The sequence below is a fragment of the Blastocatellia bacterium genome (assembly GCA_035275065.1).
In the GTDB taxonomy this organism is placed as follows: domain Bacteria; phylum Acidobacteriota; class Blastocatellia; order UBA7656; family UBA7656; genus DATENM01.
The window spans coordinates 22,041-39,269 of record DATENM010000163.1 but is presented as its reverse complement, the minus strand read 5'-3'; the positions used below and the strand labels follow the sequence as shown (position 1 = coordinate 39,269).

Here is a 17,229-nt window from a genome sequence, read left to right as displayed (position 1 = left end):
CCCTGTTTCCTCTGAAGCGATAAGGCCATGTTTTGCCTCAATCTCAATTAAACCTGTAAGGGATGAATATGGGACAAAGTAATCAAATGAAAATGAAGAATCTATGCCGCTTGCTCCTGCTTCCGGTCGCGCTTTTTGCCATGATTGCGGCGCCGGTCGCCGCGCAGTCTCCAAACACGGCGACGATGATTGTGACCGTGGTTGATCAAAATGGCGCTGCCGTCAAGGACGCGAAGATTTCTGTGGTGAACACCGCCACCGGCGCGGCGCGCGAGGCGACCTCCGGGGAGGAAGGCTCTGCGACGATTGCCGCGCTCTCGCTGACCGGCGAGTACAGGGTCAGCGTCGCCATGAGCGGTTTTACCGCCGAGGACGTCTCTGGTCTGACGCTGCGCGCGGGTGAAACCGCAACCGTGAAGATCAAGCTCGTTGCCAGCGGCGGCAAGAGCGAAGTCACCGTCTTCGGCACCACCGAAGGCGTGCGCGCCGACCCGCAGATCGGCCTGCCGCTGAAAAGCCAGCAGATTGACGAGACGCCGATCCTGGGGCGCAAGATGACGTCGCTGCCGTTGCTGAATTCCGCGTTCCGGCAAGGGAAGGGCACGGGCGACCTCTTCGTCAATCAGACCTACTTCATCACCGGCGCGGGCTCGCGCCGCACCACCACCTTCACGCTCGACGGCGCGAACAACGACGAAGGGTGGGGCCGGCAGACAACGATTGCCACCGTGCCGATAGGCGCTGTCCAGGAATTTGCCATACTGACGAACGCCTTCTCCGCCGAATTCGGCTGGACCGCCGGCCCGGCATTGAACATCGTCACCAAGTCCGGCACCAACGTCCTGCATGGCGAAGGAGTATTCCTGCTTCGTCCCGGCGACTGGCAGGCGGAGACCTTCTCGACGAAGAATTTCTGCCCGCCCTCGGTCGCGAGCTGTGTCACACCGACGACACTCCGGGCGATCAACCCCGTAGACATTCCCGACGCCTTGAAGCAGGTCTCCGGCTCGATTGGCGGGCCGATCATCAGGGACAGGACTTTTTTCTTCGCCACGTCGGACTACACGCGGCAGGATCGCACGACGTTCCTCTCGCCGACGCTGCCGGCCTTCCTGTTGCCGGCGGATGGCCATCTCGATTACACCGGCCACTACCGCCAGTTCCTCTTCAACGGGCGGCTGGACCACCGGCTGACGTCGAACCAGAATTTGATGTTCCGCGTGAATGTTGATCGGTTTGACGACGACAACCCGCAGGATGCGGTGGGCGGCACGAGCGCGCCCAGCGTCGCGCGGCGTTATGCGCGGCGCTCATGGACGACGCAGCTCAATCACACGGCGGTCTTCAGCACGCACCTGCTCAACGAGGCGCGATTTGCTTACCTGCATGGCGACCCGGTCACGTTATGGGAAGCGCAGAACCTCTCGACCACCTACACGCGCAGCGGCACGGTGCCGTTTACCATTGGGCAGTCGCGCTCGTCCGACATCTACAGTTACCAGTTTCAATTCTCGGACACGCTGTCGTGGACGCTCGGCAAGCACTACCTCCGCCTCGGCGGCGGCGTGATTCGTCACACGTCGGGCGGCACGGGCAGCGAGCCGGGCACGGCGATCCTCGGCACCTTCACGTTCAAAAACACGACCACGAAGCCCTTCGATCAATTAACGTTGGCCGATGTGCAGAACTACACCCAACCGATCAACTTCGGGATCAGCAGCTACGATCTGCCGCAGTGGCTGTTGACAGGGTTCGTGCAGGACAGCATTCACGTGCATCCCGACCTGACGATTGACGCAGGACTGCGCTACGACCGACAGACGCTGACCGACGCGACGAAGAACTTCGCGCCGCGCCTCGGCTTCGGCTGGCATCCGGGAGGCTATTCACGTTTATCGATTCGCGGCGGCTACGCGATGTATTACACGCAGATCAGGTCGAATCAAGTTGCCAGTTACCTGGTGAACGGGCTGGACGGACTGACGACTTACACGGCGGTTGCCGGGCAGCTCGGCTTCCCGACCTGCCTGACTTGCGTGCCGATCAACGTTGATCCGAAAACGCTGCCGGCTTCGCAACTGCCGGCGCGCGACATCACGATCATCGCCGGCAAGCGCGCTTTCTACGAGGCGCAGTTCGCAAAATACGGGCTGAATTTCAACAAGCTGTCGAATTACCCGGATGAGTTTGTCAACCCGCGCAGCCAGGTCGTCTCCATCGGCGTCGAGCACGAACTGACAAGGGGCCTGGTCGCCGGGGCCGATTATGTGCATCAACACTGGACGAAGCTCGACCGCACGGTTGATCTGAATGCGCCCGCGGTATTTGATCGCACGGCCCCCGGTCAAGTCCGAACCGTGGCGGCGGCAAATCTCACACGGCCCATCCTGCCCGTCGCGGGCGGCGTCCGTCAGGTCAACACGATCATGAATCTCGGCGTCGGCGATTACGACGGATTGCAAACGCAGATCACCTACCGCGGCCACCCGCGTGTTTTTGCCTCGCTCAGCTATACGCTGTCGAAGGCAACCAACACCTTCGAGCCGGACGGCAACGGCATCGCGCCGAATCAGGGCAACATCACGCGACTGGGCGAAGAAGAGCGCGGGCCGAGCGTCGTAGATCAGCGCCACCGCGCCGTCTTTACGTTCAATTATCGGTTCCCGTTCAACCTTACCGCCGGCACCCTGATGATGTACGCGTCGGCGCGTCCGTTCAGTGCCACCACCGGCATTGACAACAACGGGGATGGCGCGAATAACGACCGCCCCGTCGTCAACGGACAAGTCCTCAGCAAGTCGGCGTTCCACGGCACGCCGACCTCTGACGTGGCCGTCTTCGTCGAAGATCGCATCAGGCTGTCAGAGCGCACGGCGATTCTGCTCCGGTTGGAAGGTTTCAACCTCTTCAATCATGGGAACTATCTTGGCCGCGGGCAGACGATCTACGGCGACACGCTGACGCCGAACCCGACCTTCGGTCAGTTGGTGGCCGTCGGCACCGCGACCAACGCGCTGCCGGCCTTCGCCAACGTCGATCCGCCGCGGATGTTCCAACTGCAAGTGCGGTTCATCTTCTGAGTCATGCTGTTATCGGTTCAAGGAATCTCCAAGCGCTTCGGCAGACAGCAGGCGCTCGACCGCGTCAGCTTCACGGTGCGTGAGGGCGACGTGATGGGATTGATCGGCCCGAACGGCGCGGGCAAGACGACGCTCTTCGAATGTGTCGCCGGCTTGCTGCCCGCTAACCAGGGGGCGGTGGTTTATCGTGACCGCGGACTGGCGTCGACGCGCCGCAAAGAAGCGCTCTTTTATATGCCCGATGGCATTCTGCCGTGGGCTGAACAGACCGTGCGCTGGGCGCTCGGCTTCTTTGAAAAGCTGTACCCCGGCGCGCCGACCAAAGCCGCTGCGCTTGTCGAGCCGTTGAAGCTCGAACGCTTGCTCGACGCGCGCATCGGCACGCTCTCGAAAGGCGAGCGCAAGCGCGTGCTGCTGGCGCTAAGTCTTCTGACGCCGCAGCCGCTATTGATGCTGGACGAGCCGTTCGACGGGCTCGATCTCCGTCAGACGCGCGACGTGATGGCGCTGCTGCGAGCGCAAACGGCAAGCGGGCGCACATTGCTGCTATCGATTCACCAACTGGTTGACGCGGCACGCGTCTGCGACCGGCTGGTGCTGTTGAGCGCGGGCCGGGTTGTCGGCGAAGGCCATCTCGATGAGCTGCGCGCCCAGGCGCACTTGACCGAAGGCGGGCTGGAAGAGATTTTTCTCGCGCTCACATAAACGAACAACGAAGGGCGGGTTTTGACCGCGGACTCACCACCGAAAATGAAGCGAGCCACAAGCGGCGCGGGCGCAAGCTGGCTGCGGCTGCTCACGAAAGAGTGGCGCGAGCTGATGCAGTCGCGCGCTTACTGGATTCTGTTGTTATTGGTTGGGCCGCTGGTCGGCAACGGCTTCATCACGGCGGTCAACGTCTACGCCGAAGCGAGCGGCATTGGCGGCGGCGCATCGGCACTGGCTGAAGGGCTGACGCCGCTTGACGGCATCCTGGTGCCGACCTTCGGCGCTTACGATCTGGCCGTGACGCTGCTTTTCCCCTTCGTCGTCATTCGCCTGGTGGCGGCGGAAAAGCAGAGCGGCGCTTTGAAGTTGATCTTACAATTTCCGACCGGCTTGACGGCGACGATGGCGGCCAAGGTCGCGGCGCTCTTGCTCGGCTGGGCGGTCGCGTGGCTGCCGGGCTTGATCGCCCTGCTGCTGTGGAATCATTACGGCGGTCATCTGTGCGGGCCTGAGACGGTAAACCTGCTGCTCGGTCACCTGTTGCACATGACGCTTAGCACAGGCGTCGCCGTCGCCGCCGCGGCGATTGCCGAAAGCGCCGCCAGCGCCGCGATCATTACGCTGGGATTTACAGTCGGCACCTGGGCGCTGAATTTTATCGCCACCGTTCATGGCGGATGGTGGCAAGAGCTGGCGGCCTACACGCCGACATCGGCGCTGCGCGTCTTCGAGCAAGGCTTGCTCAGGTTGAGCACAGTGATCGTCATGGCGGCGTTCAGCGTGGCCGGCATCGCATTAGCCATCACCTGGCTGCACACGGGCCGCGGCTGGCGCTATCGTCTGGTGGCGACCGCGGCCATCTTTATCGGATTGGCGCTTGTCGTCGTCGGCGCGGGACGCTTGCGGACAAGCTGGGATGTCAGCGAGAACCGCCGCAACTCGTTCGCGCCCGCCGACGAGGCGACGCTCAAGCAAATCAACGAACCGCTTAAAGTGACGGTCTATCTCGCGCCCGAAGACCCGCGCCTGATGGACCTCGAACGCAGCATCCTCAGCAAGCTGCGGCGCTTGCTGCCGCGCGTCGAAGTCACGTACGCCGCCGGCTCTCAGACCGGCTTATTCGAAGGTGATGAAGATCACTATGGCGAAATCTGGTACGAGCTGGGCGAGCGCCGCGAGATGAATCGCTCGACGGTCGAAGCCATCGTGCTGGAAGAACTCTACAAGCTGGCCGGCCTGACCGCCCCCGAGCACGCTGAAGAAAATGAATTTCCCGGCTACCCGCTGGCCGCGCGCCCGGCGGGCGCGACATGGATTTTTTACCTGCTCTGGCCGCTCGCGATCCTCGTCGCGTGGCGGCTGATTCGTAGATCAAGGAGATGAGAATGAACAAGCGCTTTCTGTCGTACCTTACCCTGATCGGTTTGATCTTCGCGGTTTCTGCCGACGCGCAGCGCGCCAAAAAAGCGGCGGCCGCCAAGAGTGTGCGCGTTGACCTCTCGAAAGAGAAGGTCGGCGGCGCGTCATCGAGGTTCCTGGCGGTCGTCGGCAACTGGGCGATTGTTGACGACGGCGGCAAGAAGTGTCTCGCCGTGGATGGCCGCCAGTGGCTGCGCGGACAGCCGGCGAACGGCCTGGCGCAGAACGCGCGCGCCATCTACGGCGCGCGCCACGAAGAGTTCATCGATAACGTCAAGGCGTTCGCCTACTTCCCCTATGCGGTGGCGAAGGACGTTGCCGACTTCCAGAACGGCGAGATCAGCCTGCGCTTCAAGTTGATTTCCGGCAAGCTCGATTCCTGCGCCGGCATTCTCTTCAATCTCAAGCCGAACGGCGATTATCTGACCGTGCGCTTCAACGGCAAGGAAGACAATGTCGTGCTATGGACGTTCAACAAAGGCAAGCGCAGCTTCGTCAAGCGCGGCACGGAAAACGTCCACCTCGACTGGAATCAATGGGCGGCGCTAAAGGTCGCGGTTCACGGCACCAGCCTGCAAGCCTATCTCAATGACAAGCTGCTGCTCGAATACACGCTGGCCGAGCCGGTGACGGGCCGCGTCGGTGTCTGGTCGAAGACCGACAGCGTCAGCTACTTTGACGATTACACGGTGACGCCGATGGCGAATTAAGCGCGGCCTGATTGGCTTCGAGTCGGCGCGGCGGGTAAACTGCCATGCAGTCATGACGCGAGATGAAAGTCATACGACAGCGACCGACTTGCCATTCGTCACCGTCAAGTATGCGCAGACGCTTGATGGGCGTGTCGCCACGGCGACCGGCGATTCGCAGTGGATCAGCGGCCCCGATTCCTTGCGCCTGGCGCACCAGTTGCGCGCCGAGCACGACGCCATTCTGGTCGGCATCGGCACGGTGCTGGCCGACGACCCGCAATTGAATGTCCGGCTCGCGAGCGGGCGTGACCCGCTGCGCGTCGTCGTCGACAGTCGCCTGCGCACGCCGCTAACCGCGCGCGTGCTGGCAAACGGCGCCGCCCATCACACCCTCATCGCCACCACCTCACACGCAGACCGCGCCGCCCGGCAGGCTATCGAACGGCTCGGCGCGCAGGTCGTCGCCTTGCCGGCTTCGGCGGGTTCGGCGGCGGTTGATCTGCGCTTGCTGCTCGGCGAGCTGCGCGCCCGCGGCGTCGCCTCGGTGCTGGTCGAAGGCGGGGCGCGAATCATCACTTCGCTGCTGACGCGACAACTCGTTGACCGGCTGGTTGTCGCCATCGCCCCCAAGCTGATCGGCAGCGGCACCGATGCTATAGGCGATCTCGGCATACGGCGGCTGGCTGAGGCGTTGACCTTTTCGACCTTTATCACTAGCCGGCTCGGCGACGACTTGATCTTCGATGGCCGCATCGCCTGGCAAGACGATTAGAGGACTATTTAAATCGGTGTAGCCCTGTAGCGCAATCTGTTAGATTGCGCCGTGACTCGCGCAATCTAACAGATTGCGCCACATCTTGCCGTAATCGTTCTAGCCTACCCCAACCGGGTGTCATTTCTTAATCCATCGCCAAATCGCTCACGTCAGCCCCTTTGAAGTCACCTGCCGGAAGCGAAGAAAAGTATTGTTTTTCGAGCATTTTTGGCTATTCTTGTAGCGGATTGTGCTTGCCGTTTGCGCCCTTGGTCGGGCGCGGCTGCCCCTGCGAAATCAACCGCTTGCCACTCGCCGCTGCGGCGCGACCATTGCTCAATGCTCATATTTCGTCCTGCTCATTCTTCCTTGCGCGGAGGTGACTCGTGTTGACACGTCTCTTACGTCGAGCCGGCTGGCCATCAATTACAATCTGGTTTCTCGTCGCCGCCATTTGTCTGCCACTGCATATGAGCGGCTCGCGCGCGGCGACTTTTCCGGCGCCATCCTCGCCTTCAATTATGGCCGCGCCCGGTTTCGATCAAGCCTGTGCGCTCTATCAAAACGATAAGGGTTTGAGCTGCCGCGATGCCACGCGCGACGAGGCGCAGGCGCTCTCACGCCCACGTGACCCGCGCCAGTTGCACGTCATCTCGCCGCCCAGGATTGCTCAAGCCAATGGCCTGACACTCATCCTGCGCGCCACCGAGCAACTCGAAAGCAACCCGACGGCGAAGGCCGCCTTTTTGAAAGCCGCGGCCATGTGGGAGTCGGTGATTCAGACGCCGATCACCGTCGTCATCGATGTCGATTTCGGGCCGACGTGGTTTGGCGAGCCGTTTCCTGATCACGTCGTCGGTCTCACCAACCCGCAGCCGCTGTTCGCAGAGCCGGTCTACCCGGCGTTGCATGGGCGGCTGCTCGACATTGCGAACTCGCAGAAGAAGAACGACCTCTACCTCAACCTGCCTGAGCTGATCGTGCCAACCGATAAAGGCCAGACGCAAGCCATCGTCGCGCCGTCGGCGATGTTCCGCGTCTGGGGGTTCATCGATGCCGTCGCCGACCCCGATCACGAATCCGGCTCGTGGGGGCACGGGCCGGCCATCGGCCTGGATTCACGCGTCACTTACGACTTCGACCCGAGCAATGGCGTGGACGCTGACAAGGAAGACTTTGATGCCGTCGCCTGTCACGAGATCGGCCACGTCCTCGGCTTCACCTCTTACGTTGGCCAGTTAGAGATGAATCCCGATGCGCCGCTGGCGCTATCGATCTGGGATCTCTTCCGTGTCGGGCCGGGCACGAACCTCGGCGGCTTCGCGTCGGCTTCGCGCATTCTCTCTTCGGGCGGCGCGCAGTACTTCTATGCCGGCGGCGATACCTACGGGCTGTCGACGGGCAAGCCCGACGGCACGGGCGGCGATGGTCGGCAGGCGAGCCACTGGCGCGACGATGCCATTGCCGGCGAGATGCGCATCGGTGTCCTTGACCCGACATTGCCTGCCGGGAAGCGCGAAACCATCACCTTGAAAGACCTCGAAGCCTTGGACGCTTTCGGCTACTGGATCAAACCAATCGGTAATGCGCCGCCGGCGCTGAAATCACTGGCCGGCGATCTGAACGGCGACGTGCTGACCTTGAGCGGCACACTGACGGATGTAGACGGCGATGTCGTGCAGGCGCAGCTTGAGATGCTCGATGAAAAGGGACATGTACTGGGCCAGACGGCGCCCTTCACGGTTGACTTCGGGGTACCGTCCTCGCAGTTCTTCAACTTCACGATCAAGCAGATGGGCAGCCAGCCGGCAGTGACGCAGGTGCGTCTGAGCTTGATCGATACGAAGGGCAATCAGAGCAAAGCGATGTTGACCGACTTCAGCGGCGGCGACACCGGCGGGCCGCGATTGAACGCGGCGAGTTATAAAGGCGGCACGTTCAGCGTCAAAGGCAAAAAGTTCGGCGAGCAGCCGCAAATCGAAGTCAACGGCACGGTTATCACGCCGCCGTTCGGCTTTGACAATGTCACACCCAAGCGCGTCGCGGTCAGCGGCCAGGCCGCCGAGCTGAATTTGAAGACCGGGGCGAACCGCATCCGTGTCATCAGCAACGGCCTGCGCTCGAACCTGCTGGTCATCGATATGTAAAGCCGGCCTGTCGCAAGCCGACAACAAACAAAAAGGGAGAGGCGGTTTGCAAACCATCTCTCCCTTTTCGCTTGCTTGCGCGAGCCGATGCGCAAGCTAACCGCCTTGCGCTACACCCGAATGAATGTATCGAACAAATAAAGTTGCCGACTAAATATGCCGTAAGTTGTTGATTCTTGGTATGGGCTTTTTCGCCTGAGACAAATAAAGTTGCGGACTGAGCATCTCCTTATGCCTGAGTAACGCTGCGCCAGGAACAATAAAGTTGCGGACTAGCCAGGGTTGGAAATAACTACAATCAGATAAATGCTCAAACTAGTCCAATAAGAAACCAGTGTGATTTCAAGCTCTGTTTGCCTCATAATGCTTCAAAACAAGGGTTACACGCCTACATCTTTGCCAGTTTCGGGTGGAAATGACCGCCCTTTTCTGAGAGGTATTTGGGTAGCCAATAACGGGTGGTACCTTTGGCCGGCTGCCTTAGTGCACAACTGGTATATAATCTCTGACCACCAAAATATTGCTAAACCTGAGGAGTGCAGAGTTAGCCTGACATGATTCTTGCGCTCGTATTCTCTATGCAACAAAATAGGTATCGGGCTTTCCTCAACAGGATGAGCCTGATACCGTTATGATTGTGGCTGCTCTTGCTTGATTAGCTGATACCGCAGGCTTCTTTTAAGCGCTTTATTTCCTCTTCAAGCCTGATGATCCTTTCTTGCAGATTACCCTCTTCCTTGATGCCGCGTTGATACTTGCGCGAGATCAGCTTGATCATGGCATCATAATCAGCTTCATCCGGCTCGGCTGTTTTCTTTGGGCTGTCCATATTAAACCTCCTGCTGTATCGTTGCCGATTTGCCTTCATCAACGGTAAAGCAAAAGATGCCGTGCGGCTTCGCGAGGCGCAGATAGTCTTCAATCGGCATGACGATGGAATTCGTCCAAGTTCCCGCGTTAAACGCGATGCGGTCGTTCGCAAGAACCGATGGATCGAGGTACAACTCGAAGGGCAGAATCGGCGAGCTGAACGGCGGCACTGCGCCGGGGAACAGCGTCGTCATCGAGAAAAGTTCATCGCGCGAGGCGAACCGCAGCTTCTTTACTTGTAGATGTTTCTTAATCGCCGTCGAATCCAGTTTGCGCACGGCACTCAATACGAACAATCGAAAAACGTCGTCCGTCTTCATCAAGATCGCCTTGCCGCCGACCTTCAGTTCTTCACCGCGGGCACGCGCCGATTCTTCTGATGTGTGCGTCGGCTCGTGCTCAATCTCCCTGAACTGGACTGACTCACGCGTGAACCAGCCGCGCAACTCCAAGAGTGTCGCGTTTGTCATGTCTTACCTCCGAAAAGCAGAGTGGTTGCGAACCAGAAATCTCTGCGCGTCAAAAGACGCGCAGAGATTCGTTTGCACGTGCACGCCCCGGCCACAGGTCAGCACGCAGGTATACCCTCTGTAGCCAGCGGTCGCGCCCATCAAAGCGCGGCACGAAGGGCTTACGCCCGTGCACACAGACGCGGTTGTTGATGATGAGCATCGCGCCTGGTTGCAGGGCCACCTCGGCCATCGCCTCAGGCGCATGCAGGGCGTTGTGCAGCGCCTGCAGCGCCTGCTCGCCAGCGCTATTCAGCGCCCGCATATGGTTGAAGTTGACGCGCAACTCAACCGCATCAGCCGGTCCGCTTAACACGGCGAGTGGCTCCGACCATTCGGCGGCTTGCAGATTCGCGCGGAATGATTCGGGCGCGCGGATCTGAAAGTCAGGCCGGCGCAACGCTTCGACCTGCTCCGGGCACAGCAGTTCACAGGCCAGTCGCGCATCGCCTATAGTCGTAAGCGCGCGGCACTCATGGTCTGCGCGAAGGCAGTACAGCGCCAAGTGATTAGGGGAGAGCGGGTCGAAGGCCGCTTCGACATGGTCGTCAAAATCAACCAACGACCCAGCGTTCGAGCGCGTGGTCAGGCCGACGCGCGTCGGCTTTACATTGTGGAAGAATGCGCCGTTCTTCTCGGCCCGGTACGAGAAGACCTGGCCGATAACGGACCCGAACAGCGTAAGGCAACCCTCGCTGACGAAGCTTTCCTTTAGACGGACGACGTCGCCTTCGGGCGTCGCAGGCAGCACTGGGTCCGTTGGCAGGTTGGCGATATGGAGCGCGCCGCTGGCGCGCGGATGGTTGCGGAAGTTCAGGAGGAACGCCACCAGCGGATCGGGAAGCAGCGCGACCTGCTTGACGATCCAGGCGACATAAGCTTCGAAATCGTCGTAAGGTGACGGAGATTGCGACAGGGCGGAAAGCAACAACTCTCGCGTCGTGTCGTCGAGTCGCCACCAATTAATCGGGCCACAGCGGCCCGGTCGGCGTCGTGACATATTACCTCCATGACCGGAGGCGCAAACGCCGCCCCTATTGCAGCCCTGCAGGAATTGCAGTAGGGTATTTAATTCAACGGCGTCAAATCTTGCACGAGGAGAGCCGTTGACCTTTCGGGGCTTGCGCCTCGGAAGCTAGCAGATGAGCCTGGGCGACCCAGTCAAGGAGCTTGGGCTCATCTGAATTCTGTTTGCAGTATTACCGCCCGCAGGTTCTTACCTTAACGACTCGGTAACGCGGCTAATTATCAAGCGCAATGGCCAGTCCTTCCTTGGTGCTTATCGCGCAATAGGCGATGCGCATTACGCAAACGGGGCATTTTCAAAAACGATCTGGAAAGAACCGGTTGCGGCACGATGCTACTACACAACGGCCCTGACGTAAAACTCTAAATAGCTGCAAAATCGCGGCTTACAAAGAAAGCGTTGGTCAGGAACAACGAACAGGGGACGGGCAACGAAACAACAACGGTGCTAGCCGGCGGCGCGGGAGGAAAGCTGAAGCAGAGAAGCGTTTGTACCTTTCTGTGGATTCGCAAGCGAAGGCTTTTCCATGGCGTCCTTGTCATAGAACGCGTCGCCGGGCTACAGGGCGAAAACCCGTAACGCGGTTTCTGCAAGAATATCTTTCCGGGCCGCCTTTGAGAGCGGCAACGCACATAACTGCTCGACGTTTGCCCGGATGCTGCGGACACCGGGGCCGGGCCAGTCAGAGCCGAATAGTGTCTTGTGGGCAAATTCTTCTACTCTCGGAAACCAACTGAGCAGTCTTTGGGGCGGGATGCCCGAAATATCCAGAAACACATTTGAATGCCTGCGTAGCAGGAAAAATGCGGTTTCAGTCCACAGAGGTCTGCCGCCATGCGCGATGACGATTTTTAATCGTGGGAAATCGACCGCCACGTCATCAAGAAACATGGGATCGCCATACTGATTGCGGGCGCGCGGAAAGATCGACGTCCCGGTGTGGAAGATGATAGGAATGCTGCTTTCCTCCGCAACTTTATACACCTGCTCTAAGGCTGCATCTCCGCAGCGATAGTCATTCGGGAAAAAGAGCTGGTGAGGAGGATGGATCTTTAACACACGCACGCCTAAATCATAGATGATGCGCTTCAATTCGGAGGCGGGATCTTTGCACAGTCGCGGATGCACGGAGCCGCACGCAACGAGCCGATCGGGAGCCTCTTTGACAAAGGCTGCGACCCAGTCATTGACCTCTTCCGTAAAGCCTAGTACTTGCGGGCTGACATAGTTCACCAAGACAGCCTTTTCGACGCCTTGCGCATCAAGGAAATTAAGCAGCTTGGTCGGGTGCAACATCAATTCGGCGACTGATTCAAAGTCATCATAACTAGCACGTAGTAACGAGAGCGCGTCGGCTTTGATCATAGGCAAGGGCATGATGTGCAGATGCCCGTCAATCACCCTTTCGACTTCGGCCGTCATAAAATCCTATTTTGCCCTCCTGAGCAATGATACAAGCTTCCCGCTGGGGGATGGTTGAGATGAGACCGCCCGGTGTCCGTCGGCAGCGCGGGGTCCTACACTCAGGTCGCCTTGAGCGCGCGTCAAGCCTGCCTGTCTTAAATACCACGCTATAATGTCGTCCGCCAGTATACGACCGCGCCGGCTGAGATCAAACCCGATGTCGGTCGCCGTGGCCAGTTCCCAGTCTGCCAAATCTCGGGCCGCTGCTATCGCGGAATCTAATAATGAAGGGGCTAACTCCGCGAAACGGACCCGACCCAATTTCACGCCCAATACAAAAGTGCGGATAGCAGCCTCCTCAGCGCTTAATAAGTGCGCCCGCTTAACGGCCCACCGGCCCTGCGCCGTGTCGGCCAAGTAATTCTCAAAACTTCTGCTGTTCTGGAACATCAAGCCCGGAAGCGTCGAATACGCCGACACGCCGAGTCCGAGCATCGGCGTGTCGGTCCAGGCGAAACGCCGATGCCTGTGAGCAAATGCAGTACCCTTCGTAAAGCTAAAACTCGTATCGGGTAAGTAACCCTGTCCTTCCAGGGTTTGGTAGGCGAAGTCAGCAATCTCGGTTTCGACGGTAGGGGCGAGCACGGCGTTTTCGAAAGGCAACTCGCCGGTTTGCGCAAGAATGGTATTGGGCAGCACCTGGAGCCGGTAGATAGACACCGACTCCGGCTGTAGCGCCAAGACCGCGGACATGAGGTCAGGCCACAATGCCGGCGAGTCGCCGAGCAGGCCGGAAATCAGGTCGATATTAACGTTCCAGAAGCCGCTTGCGCGTGCTAACTCGACGCAGCGGTACGTCGCCGCTGCGCGGTGCGGGCGCCCATTAGCTTTTAGAATGAGATCGTTAAAGTGTTGCGCCCCGATGCTTAGACGGTTCGCTCCTATCTCATTCAACACCTGTAGCTTTTCCGGCGTGGCTGTACCGGGCTCGACTTCGACAGTGAACTCCACCTTCGGTGCGATCCTGAAGTTCTTTTGGACGGCGTTATGAATCTGCGCCATCTCTTCGGCAGAAAGGTAGCTGGGGGTCCCGCCTCCCCAGTAAATGGTTGCTACTTCAACTGCCCTACCCGGCACGAGCCGGCCATAGAAGGAAATCTCCCGCAGCAAGGACCTCAAGTAGAGTCTGCGCAACTCCTGTGACGAGTTCGTTAACACCCTGTAATAACAGAAGTCGCACCGGTGCCGGCAAAAGGGTATGTGCAGGTATAAACTAATAGAGCCTTCCAGCCTAGCGATGCTGGCTTCGATGCCCTCGCGGCCATCTAGCAGGCGCATCCTGTCGAAAGACGGATACTCGACAATAAACGGTGCCGAACGTTTGTCCACATCAATACTAATCATTAACGTACTCCTTGCTCACTCTCTTACGTACGGAAAACCGCCCCGGAGCCGTATAAATTCGCAAACTCATCCCGAGAGAGCACGCACGCATTCAGCCATCGCTGATCCTTGCCTTCCTTAGGAATCAATTGATACTTCTCCGGCCCATTCTTGACGTTAAGCATCCACTGGGGCGGAATTTCGCCGGCAAGGTTTATCTTGATAATTAGGTCTTCGACCTTATCGGCGAGCTTCGCATTAATGCTATAGAAGACCTCACGTGGTCGGTCTTCGGGCTTGGTAAGCTTGGTAGGGCCTTTGTCAAAGAAGGGCGTAAATTCTTGCGCACTAAATTTCTCCTGATTGCCCTGTCTTGCGTGGTCGGCCGTGACGGCTTGGAAAAGGCCGTACTCTTTCGGTGCCAGTTCGATATGAACGCACCTTCTGGTGTGCCTTTCGCCGATCGCAAGTATGGCACCTGTGCCCCCTTTGACTTCTTTCTCTATGAGTATTGCGCAATCGTAGAAGAGGTTCTCGCGGCTGGCGACCCCCTCAAAAAGTGATATCACCAACCGCGTGAGGTTCTCCCTGAAGGTGGCCTCGTCTTTCTCCCGTTCGACCCAATAGGACTGGGGGATCGGACGGATGCGCGGTGCATCGGGTTGCAGCTTTCTTAAATCATCGATCAGTCCTGCAATGTTCGTGCGCTTCAGGAAACTGCTGATCATAATAATGTCGAGCGAGGGGAATCGCTCGCGGAACCTATGCAGATACCTAAGACTGGTCAACTTACCGGGGCTGGAGCCGCCATCTAGGCTGAAGTCCAGGCCGAGCATGGCGAATGGGGGTGCCTCCATGGTCAGAGCCGCCTCGATATCCTGCTCGTCGGCCGGATAGATGTAGGGTCTGACCTCACAGATGTCGGCGAGCAGTTTCTTGACGTGGAAAGCCTTCTCTTCTTCGTTCTCAATGAACGCAAAAACGTATGGGAACATTACATCCTCTCCTTTCCCGGCTTAACACTAATGGTCCAGAGCCAGTTCCGTTTGCCATCGGCCATCTTGTGTTCTGCGGGGGGCGTCCGCTTTCCTTCCGTGAAAACTCTAGACAGTCTATTGTAGACGCTTGAGATGCCCCGGCCAGTTCCGGCCCGTCGCTTCCTGGCCGTCACCGGATTGCTAACATACATGATAAGGAAGCCTTCTGCCAATTCCAGTTTCAGAGTGATCATGTTGTCCGCAGGAATCACCCGCGGCGAGTGTTTGAAGGCATTGCATAACATCTCAGTCCAAACCGTTTGGAGCGCGCTGAACTCGTCCTGGCTCAACGCGATAGATTCAAGTTTTATGTAGATGTTGAAGCAGCTCTCGAAGGGCCCGGATTTCTTACTGACATAATACTGCTCCTCGGCAATACTGCGAATCTCCCGCTCAATCTGTTCTTTTGTGTAGATCCCGTCCGGTTTGGGGTCCAACGTACTGACCTCGCCGGTAATCCTCTGATAAAGTCTGGCCCTATGTTCTTGGCAGCGCCTTTCAAGCCGGCGCGCATCTTCGTCTTCCGGGAACTGCTGGTAGAAGAGAGCGGCAGCGCTCAGATGGTTGAAGAGTTCATGGTCTTCCGTCAGGTACCGGTCGTAGATGCTCCTCATCATCTCTTTGACTTCCGCCTCGCTCTTCCTCCGGCCGGGGATAGACTGCCACACAGGCAGAAGCACTGAAACCAGATCTATGATGTATCTACGAATTGAATTGACGTCGTAGTCGCTGATCCTTGCCGTCTCTTTAAACAGGCGGAACGATATTACGCTTTGTAACTCGTCACCTTCATAATTGGCAAAAAAGACGACCTGATATTGCTGGCGGTCGGCCGGGCCAGCCGGGAAACGTACGCCGAGGTAGGAAACATCCTGGCTGAGCTTTAGCCCCTGCCTGCGACAATAGTCCCTCAGGGAGATTTCTGCTTTCTCCATGTCTAAGAGCCACAAGAACTTGTACTGCTTGTTATAGTTTTTATACTTGATGTCCAACACCATCGTCTCGTCGGCAAACTCTCTGTTACCATCCACGAGGACACACCACTCCAGAAGCTTGGCGTAGTCTCTATGCAAGAATTCATAACGCCATTGCGACTGGCTCGCGCGCGCTTTCTCCACCCCTGCGGAATGGACCTTCTCACTGTCGTTTAGGACGACGAAATTGATCGGGTCGCCGGAAAGCGCCTCTGGCACGGTAAAGGCTCGATCCTCAGGGATAAACCGCAAAGGAAACGCCCAGAACCAGTAATCCCCCAAGACAGCGGAAACGACCCGGTGGATTACTTCGGCCGTGGAAAGTTCATTTCGGTGAAACCGGTAGATTGTGGAATTCTCGCCGACGCAGTGGGCTGATAGACAACGGCCGAGGCCCTCGTCCTCCGGGTCTAACGCCCTGAGATGTTCTAACAGAGTTGGACTACCGTCCTGCGCGAGTGTATTCATAGTGCCATCGCAGAAATGCCCTTTCCCAAAGCAGGAAGAGCCGATAAAGCAGGTAGCCAGCCATCGCCGACGCGAAGATGCCCAAGTACATCTCCGGATAATTAATTGACCGCTGCATGTCGATTAAGAAGTGGCCCAGCCCGTCAGTGCCGAAGATCATTTCCACGGTGACTGTAAGAATATAAGCATAAGCAAGCGTCGTACGGGCGCCCGAGAGGATCTCGGGGGAAGCGGCCGGCAGTATGATATGAGTCAGGCTTTGGGACGGTGACAGGTGTAACATACGGGCGGTATCGAGGAGGATAGGGTCGACACGTCGAATGCTGTCATAGGTGGCTACAAGTAGAGGACCGAAAGAGCCGATGACGATCACAATCAGCTTGGCCGGCTCTCCTAACCCGAAGAGCACCAACGCTGCCGGAATGATGGCCGCCCCCGGCATGGGTCTGATCATTTCGACTAACGGCTCTACAAGGTTGAAAAACAGGGCGGAGCGCGCCATGGCGACCCCAAGAGGCAGCGCGATAAAGCTAGTCAGGATGAACCCTGCAGCCGACCTGGTTAAACTCACCCCCAAATTTGAGCCGAGTTCCTGCACTACATCCCACCGGAACGCCGTTGATAAAATAGTGGAAGGTAAAGGCAGGTACTTGGGATCGAAGAGAAGCCCTGTCCGGCCGACGAGCTCGAGCAATAGCAGGAGAACGAGCACGCTGATGAGGCCCATCATTCTGCCTCTTATGAGCGACTTCCTCAT

At 58.4% G+C, this 17,229-nt stretch carries 15 protein-coding genes; 6 read left to right on the top strand and 9 right to left on the bottom strand.

All coding sequences use genetic code 11. The features are described from left to right. Nucleotides 1–86: 86 nt before the first annotated feature. Genes VJ464_30630 through VJ464_30610 form a run of 5 tightly spaced genes read left to right on the top strand, consistent with a single transcriptional unit; the run spans nt 87 to nt 6,671 of the window. Complete coding sequence (locus VJ464_30630) at nt 87–3,080, top strand: carboxypeptidase regulatory-like domain-containing protein (GenBank protein ID HKQ09517.1); 2,994 nt, start codon at nt 87–89, stop codon at nt 3,078–3,080. Between the two features lie 3 nt (nt 3,081–3,083). After that, the gene (locus tag VJ464_30625) at nt 3,084–3,785 is read left to right on the top strand and encodes an ABC transporter ATP-binding protein (protein HKQ09516.1); all 702 of its coding nucleotides are present in this window, start codon (nt 3,084–3,086) and stop codon (nt 3,783–3,785) included. Nucleotides 3,786–3,830: 45 nt separating this feature from the next. Beyond that, on the top strand, nt 3,831–5,171 hold the full coding sequence (locus VJ464_30620) for an ABC transporter permease (GenBank protein ID HKQ09515.1): 1,341 nt from the start codon (nt 3,831–3,833) through the stop codon (nt 5,169–5,171). Between the two features lie 2 nt (nt 5,172–5,173). Continuing rightward, nucleotides 5,174–5,917, top strand: a complete 744-nt coding sequence (locus VJ464_30615; protein ID HKQ09514.1) for a hypothetical protein — start codon at nt 5,174–5,176, stop codon at nt 5,915–5,917. A 52-nt stretch (nt 5,918–5,969) separates the two neighbouring features. Further along, nucleotides 5,970–6,671: a RibD family protein gene (locus VJ464_30610; protein ID HKQ09513.1), complete on the top strand. Its 702-nt coding sequence runs from the start codon at nt 5,970–5,972 to the stop codon at nt 6,669–6,671. A 167-nt stretch (nt 6,672–6,838) separates the two neighbouring features. Here VJ464_30610 and VJ464_30605 read toward each other — a convergent pair whose 3' ends face one another. Beyond that, nucleotides 6,839–7,000 (bottom strand): hypothetical protein, encoded by a 162-nt coding sequence (locus VJ464_30605; GenBank protein HKQ09512.1) that lies wholly within the window; start codon nt 6,998–7,000, stop codon nt 6,839–6,841. Nucleotides 7,001–7,039: 39 nt separating this feature from the next. Between VJ464_30605 and VJ464_30600 the strand changes: the two genes are divergently transcribed. Further along, nucleotides 7,040–8,800 carry an NF038122 family metalloprotease gene (locus VJ464_30600; GenBank protein HKQ09511.1) on the top strand — a complete coding sequence of 587 codons (1,761 nt, stop codon included), beginning with the start codon at nt 7,040–7,042 and terminating at the stop codon, nt 8,798–8,800. A 655-nt stretch (nt 8,801–9,455) separates the two neighbouring features. Here the strand turns inward: VJ464_30600 and VJ464_30595 are convergent. The 8 genes from VJ464_30595 to VJ464_30560 all read right to left on the bottom strand — a co-directional run bounded on the left by VJ464_30595 (nt 9,456) and on the right by VJ464_30560 (nt 17,202). Continuing rightward, a complete protein-coding gene (locus VJ464_30595) occupies nt 9,456–9,629 on the bottom strand; it encodes a hypothetical protein (protein ID HKQ09510.1) in 174 nt (57 codons plus the stop codon). Nucleotide 9,630: 1 nt separating this feature from the next. Then, nucleotides 9,631–10,122 (bottom strand): YbaK/EbsC family protein, encoded by a 492-nt coding sequence (locus tag VJ464_30590; GenBank protein HKQ09509.1) that lies wholly within the window; start codon nt 10,120–10,122, stop codon nt 9,631–9,633. A gap of 67 nt (nt 10,123–10,189) precedes the next feature. After that, nucleotides 10,190–11,179: a TauD/TfdA family dioxygenase gene (locus VJ464_30585; GenBank protein HKQ09508.1), complete on the bottom strand. Its 990-nt coding sequence runs from the start codon at nt 11,177–11,179 to the stop codon at nt 10,190–10,192. A 585-nt stretch (nt 11,180–11,764) separates the two neighbouring features. Then, on the bottom strand, nt 11,765–12,628 hold the full coding sequence (locus VJ464_30580; GenBank protein ID HKQ09507.1) for an amidohydrolase family protein: 864 nt from the start codon (nt 12,626–12,628) through the stop codon (nt 11,765–11,767). Between the two features lie 6 nt (nt 12,629–12,634). Further along, nucleotides 12,635–14,014: a coproporphyrinogen-III oxidase family protein gene (locus VJ464_30575; GenBank protein ID HKQ09506.1), complete on the bottom strand. Its 1,380-nt coding sequence runs from the start codon at nt 14,012–14,014 to the stop codon at nt 12,635–12,637. A 23-nt stretch (nt 14,015–14,037) separates the two neighbouring features. Then, complete coding sequence (locus tag VJ464_30570) at nt 14,038–14,988, bottom strand: hypothetical protein (protein HKQ09505.1); 951 nt, start codon at nt 14,986–14,988, stop codon at nt 14,038–14,040. Then, nucleotides 14,988–16,472, bottom strand: coding sequence for a hypothetical protein (locus VJ464_30565; protein HKQ09504.1), 1,485 nt, complete (start codon nt 16,470–16,472; stop codon nt 14,988–14,990). The genes VJ464_30570 and VJ464_30565 overlap by 1 nt, the downstream gene beginning before the upstream one ends. Further along, nucleotides 16,447–17,202, bottom strand: coding sequence for an ABC transporter permease (locus VJ464_30560; GenBank protein HKQ09503.1), 756 nt, complete (start codon nt 17,200–17,202; stop codon nt 16,447–16,449). The genes VJ464_30565 and VJ464_30560 overlap by 26 nt, the downstream gene beginning before the upstream one ends. Between the last annotated feature and the right edge of the window lie 27 nt (nt 17,203–17,229).

Excerpts from the sequence above, each read along its gene's own strand:
- VJ464_30580 (HKQ09507.1), bottom strand. The coding sequence starts at position 12,628 with ATGACGGCCGAAGTCGAAAGGGTGATTGACGGGCATCTGCACATCATG.
- VJ464_30620 (HKQ09515.1), top strand. The coding sequence starts at position 3,831 with ATGAAGCGAGCCACAAGCGGCGCGGGCGCAAGCTGGCTGCGGCTGCTC.
- VJ464_30625 (HKQ09516.1), top strand. The coding sequence starts at position 3,084 with ATGCTGTTATCGGTTCAAGGAATCTCCAAGCGCTTCGGCAGACAGCAG.
- VJ464_30585 (HKQ09508.1), bottom strand. The coding sequence starts at position 11,179 with ATGTCACGACGCCGACCGGGCCGCTGTGGCCCGATTAATTGGTGGCGA.
- VJ464_30605 (HKQ09512.1), bottom strand. The coding sequence starts at position 7,000 with ATGAGCATTGAGCAATGGTCGCGCCGCAGCGGCGAGTGGCAAGCGGTT.
- VJ464_30610 (HKQ09513.1), top strand. The coding sequence starts at position 5,970 with ATGACGCGAGATGAAAGTCATACGACAGCGACCGACTTGCCATTCGTC.
- VJ464_30630 (HKQ09517.1), top strand. The coding sequence starts at position 87 with ATGAAAATGAAGAATCTATGCCGCTTGCTCCTGCTTCCGGTCGCGCTT.
- VJ464_30575 (HKQ09506.1), bottom strand. The coding sequence starts at position 14,014 with ATGATTAGTATTGATGTGGACAAACGTTCGGCACCGTTTATTGTCGAG.
- VJ464_30570 (HKQ09505.1), bottom strand. The coding sequence starts at position 14,988 with ATGTTCCCATACGTTTTTGCGTTCATTGAGAACGAAGAAGAGAAGGCT.
- VJ464_30595 (HKQ09510.1), bottom strand. The coding sequence starts at position 9,629 with ATGGACAGCCCAAAGAAAACAGCCGAGCCGGATGAAGCTGATTATGAT.
- VJ464_30615 (HKQ09514.1), top strand. The coding sequence starts at position 5,174 with ATGAACAAGCGCTTTCTGTCGTACCTTACCCTGATCGGTTTGATCTTC.
- VJ464_30565 (HKQ09504.1), bottom strand. The coding sequence starts at position 16,472 with ATGAATACACTCGCGCAGGACGGTAGTCCAACTCTGTTAGAACATCTC.
- VJ464_30560 (HKQ09503.1), bottom strand. The coding sequence starts at position 17,202 with ATGATGGGCCTCATCAGCGTGCTCGTTCTCCTGCTATTGCTCGAGCTC.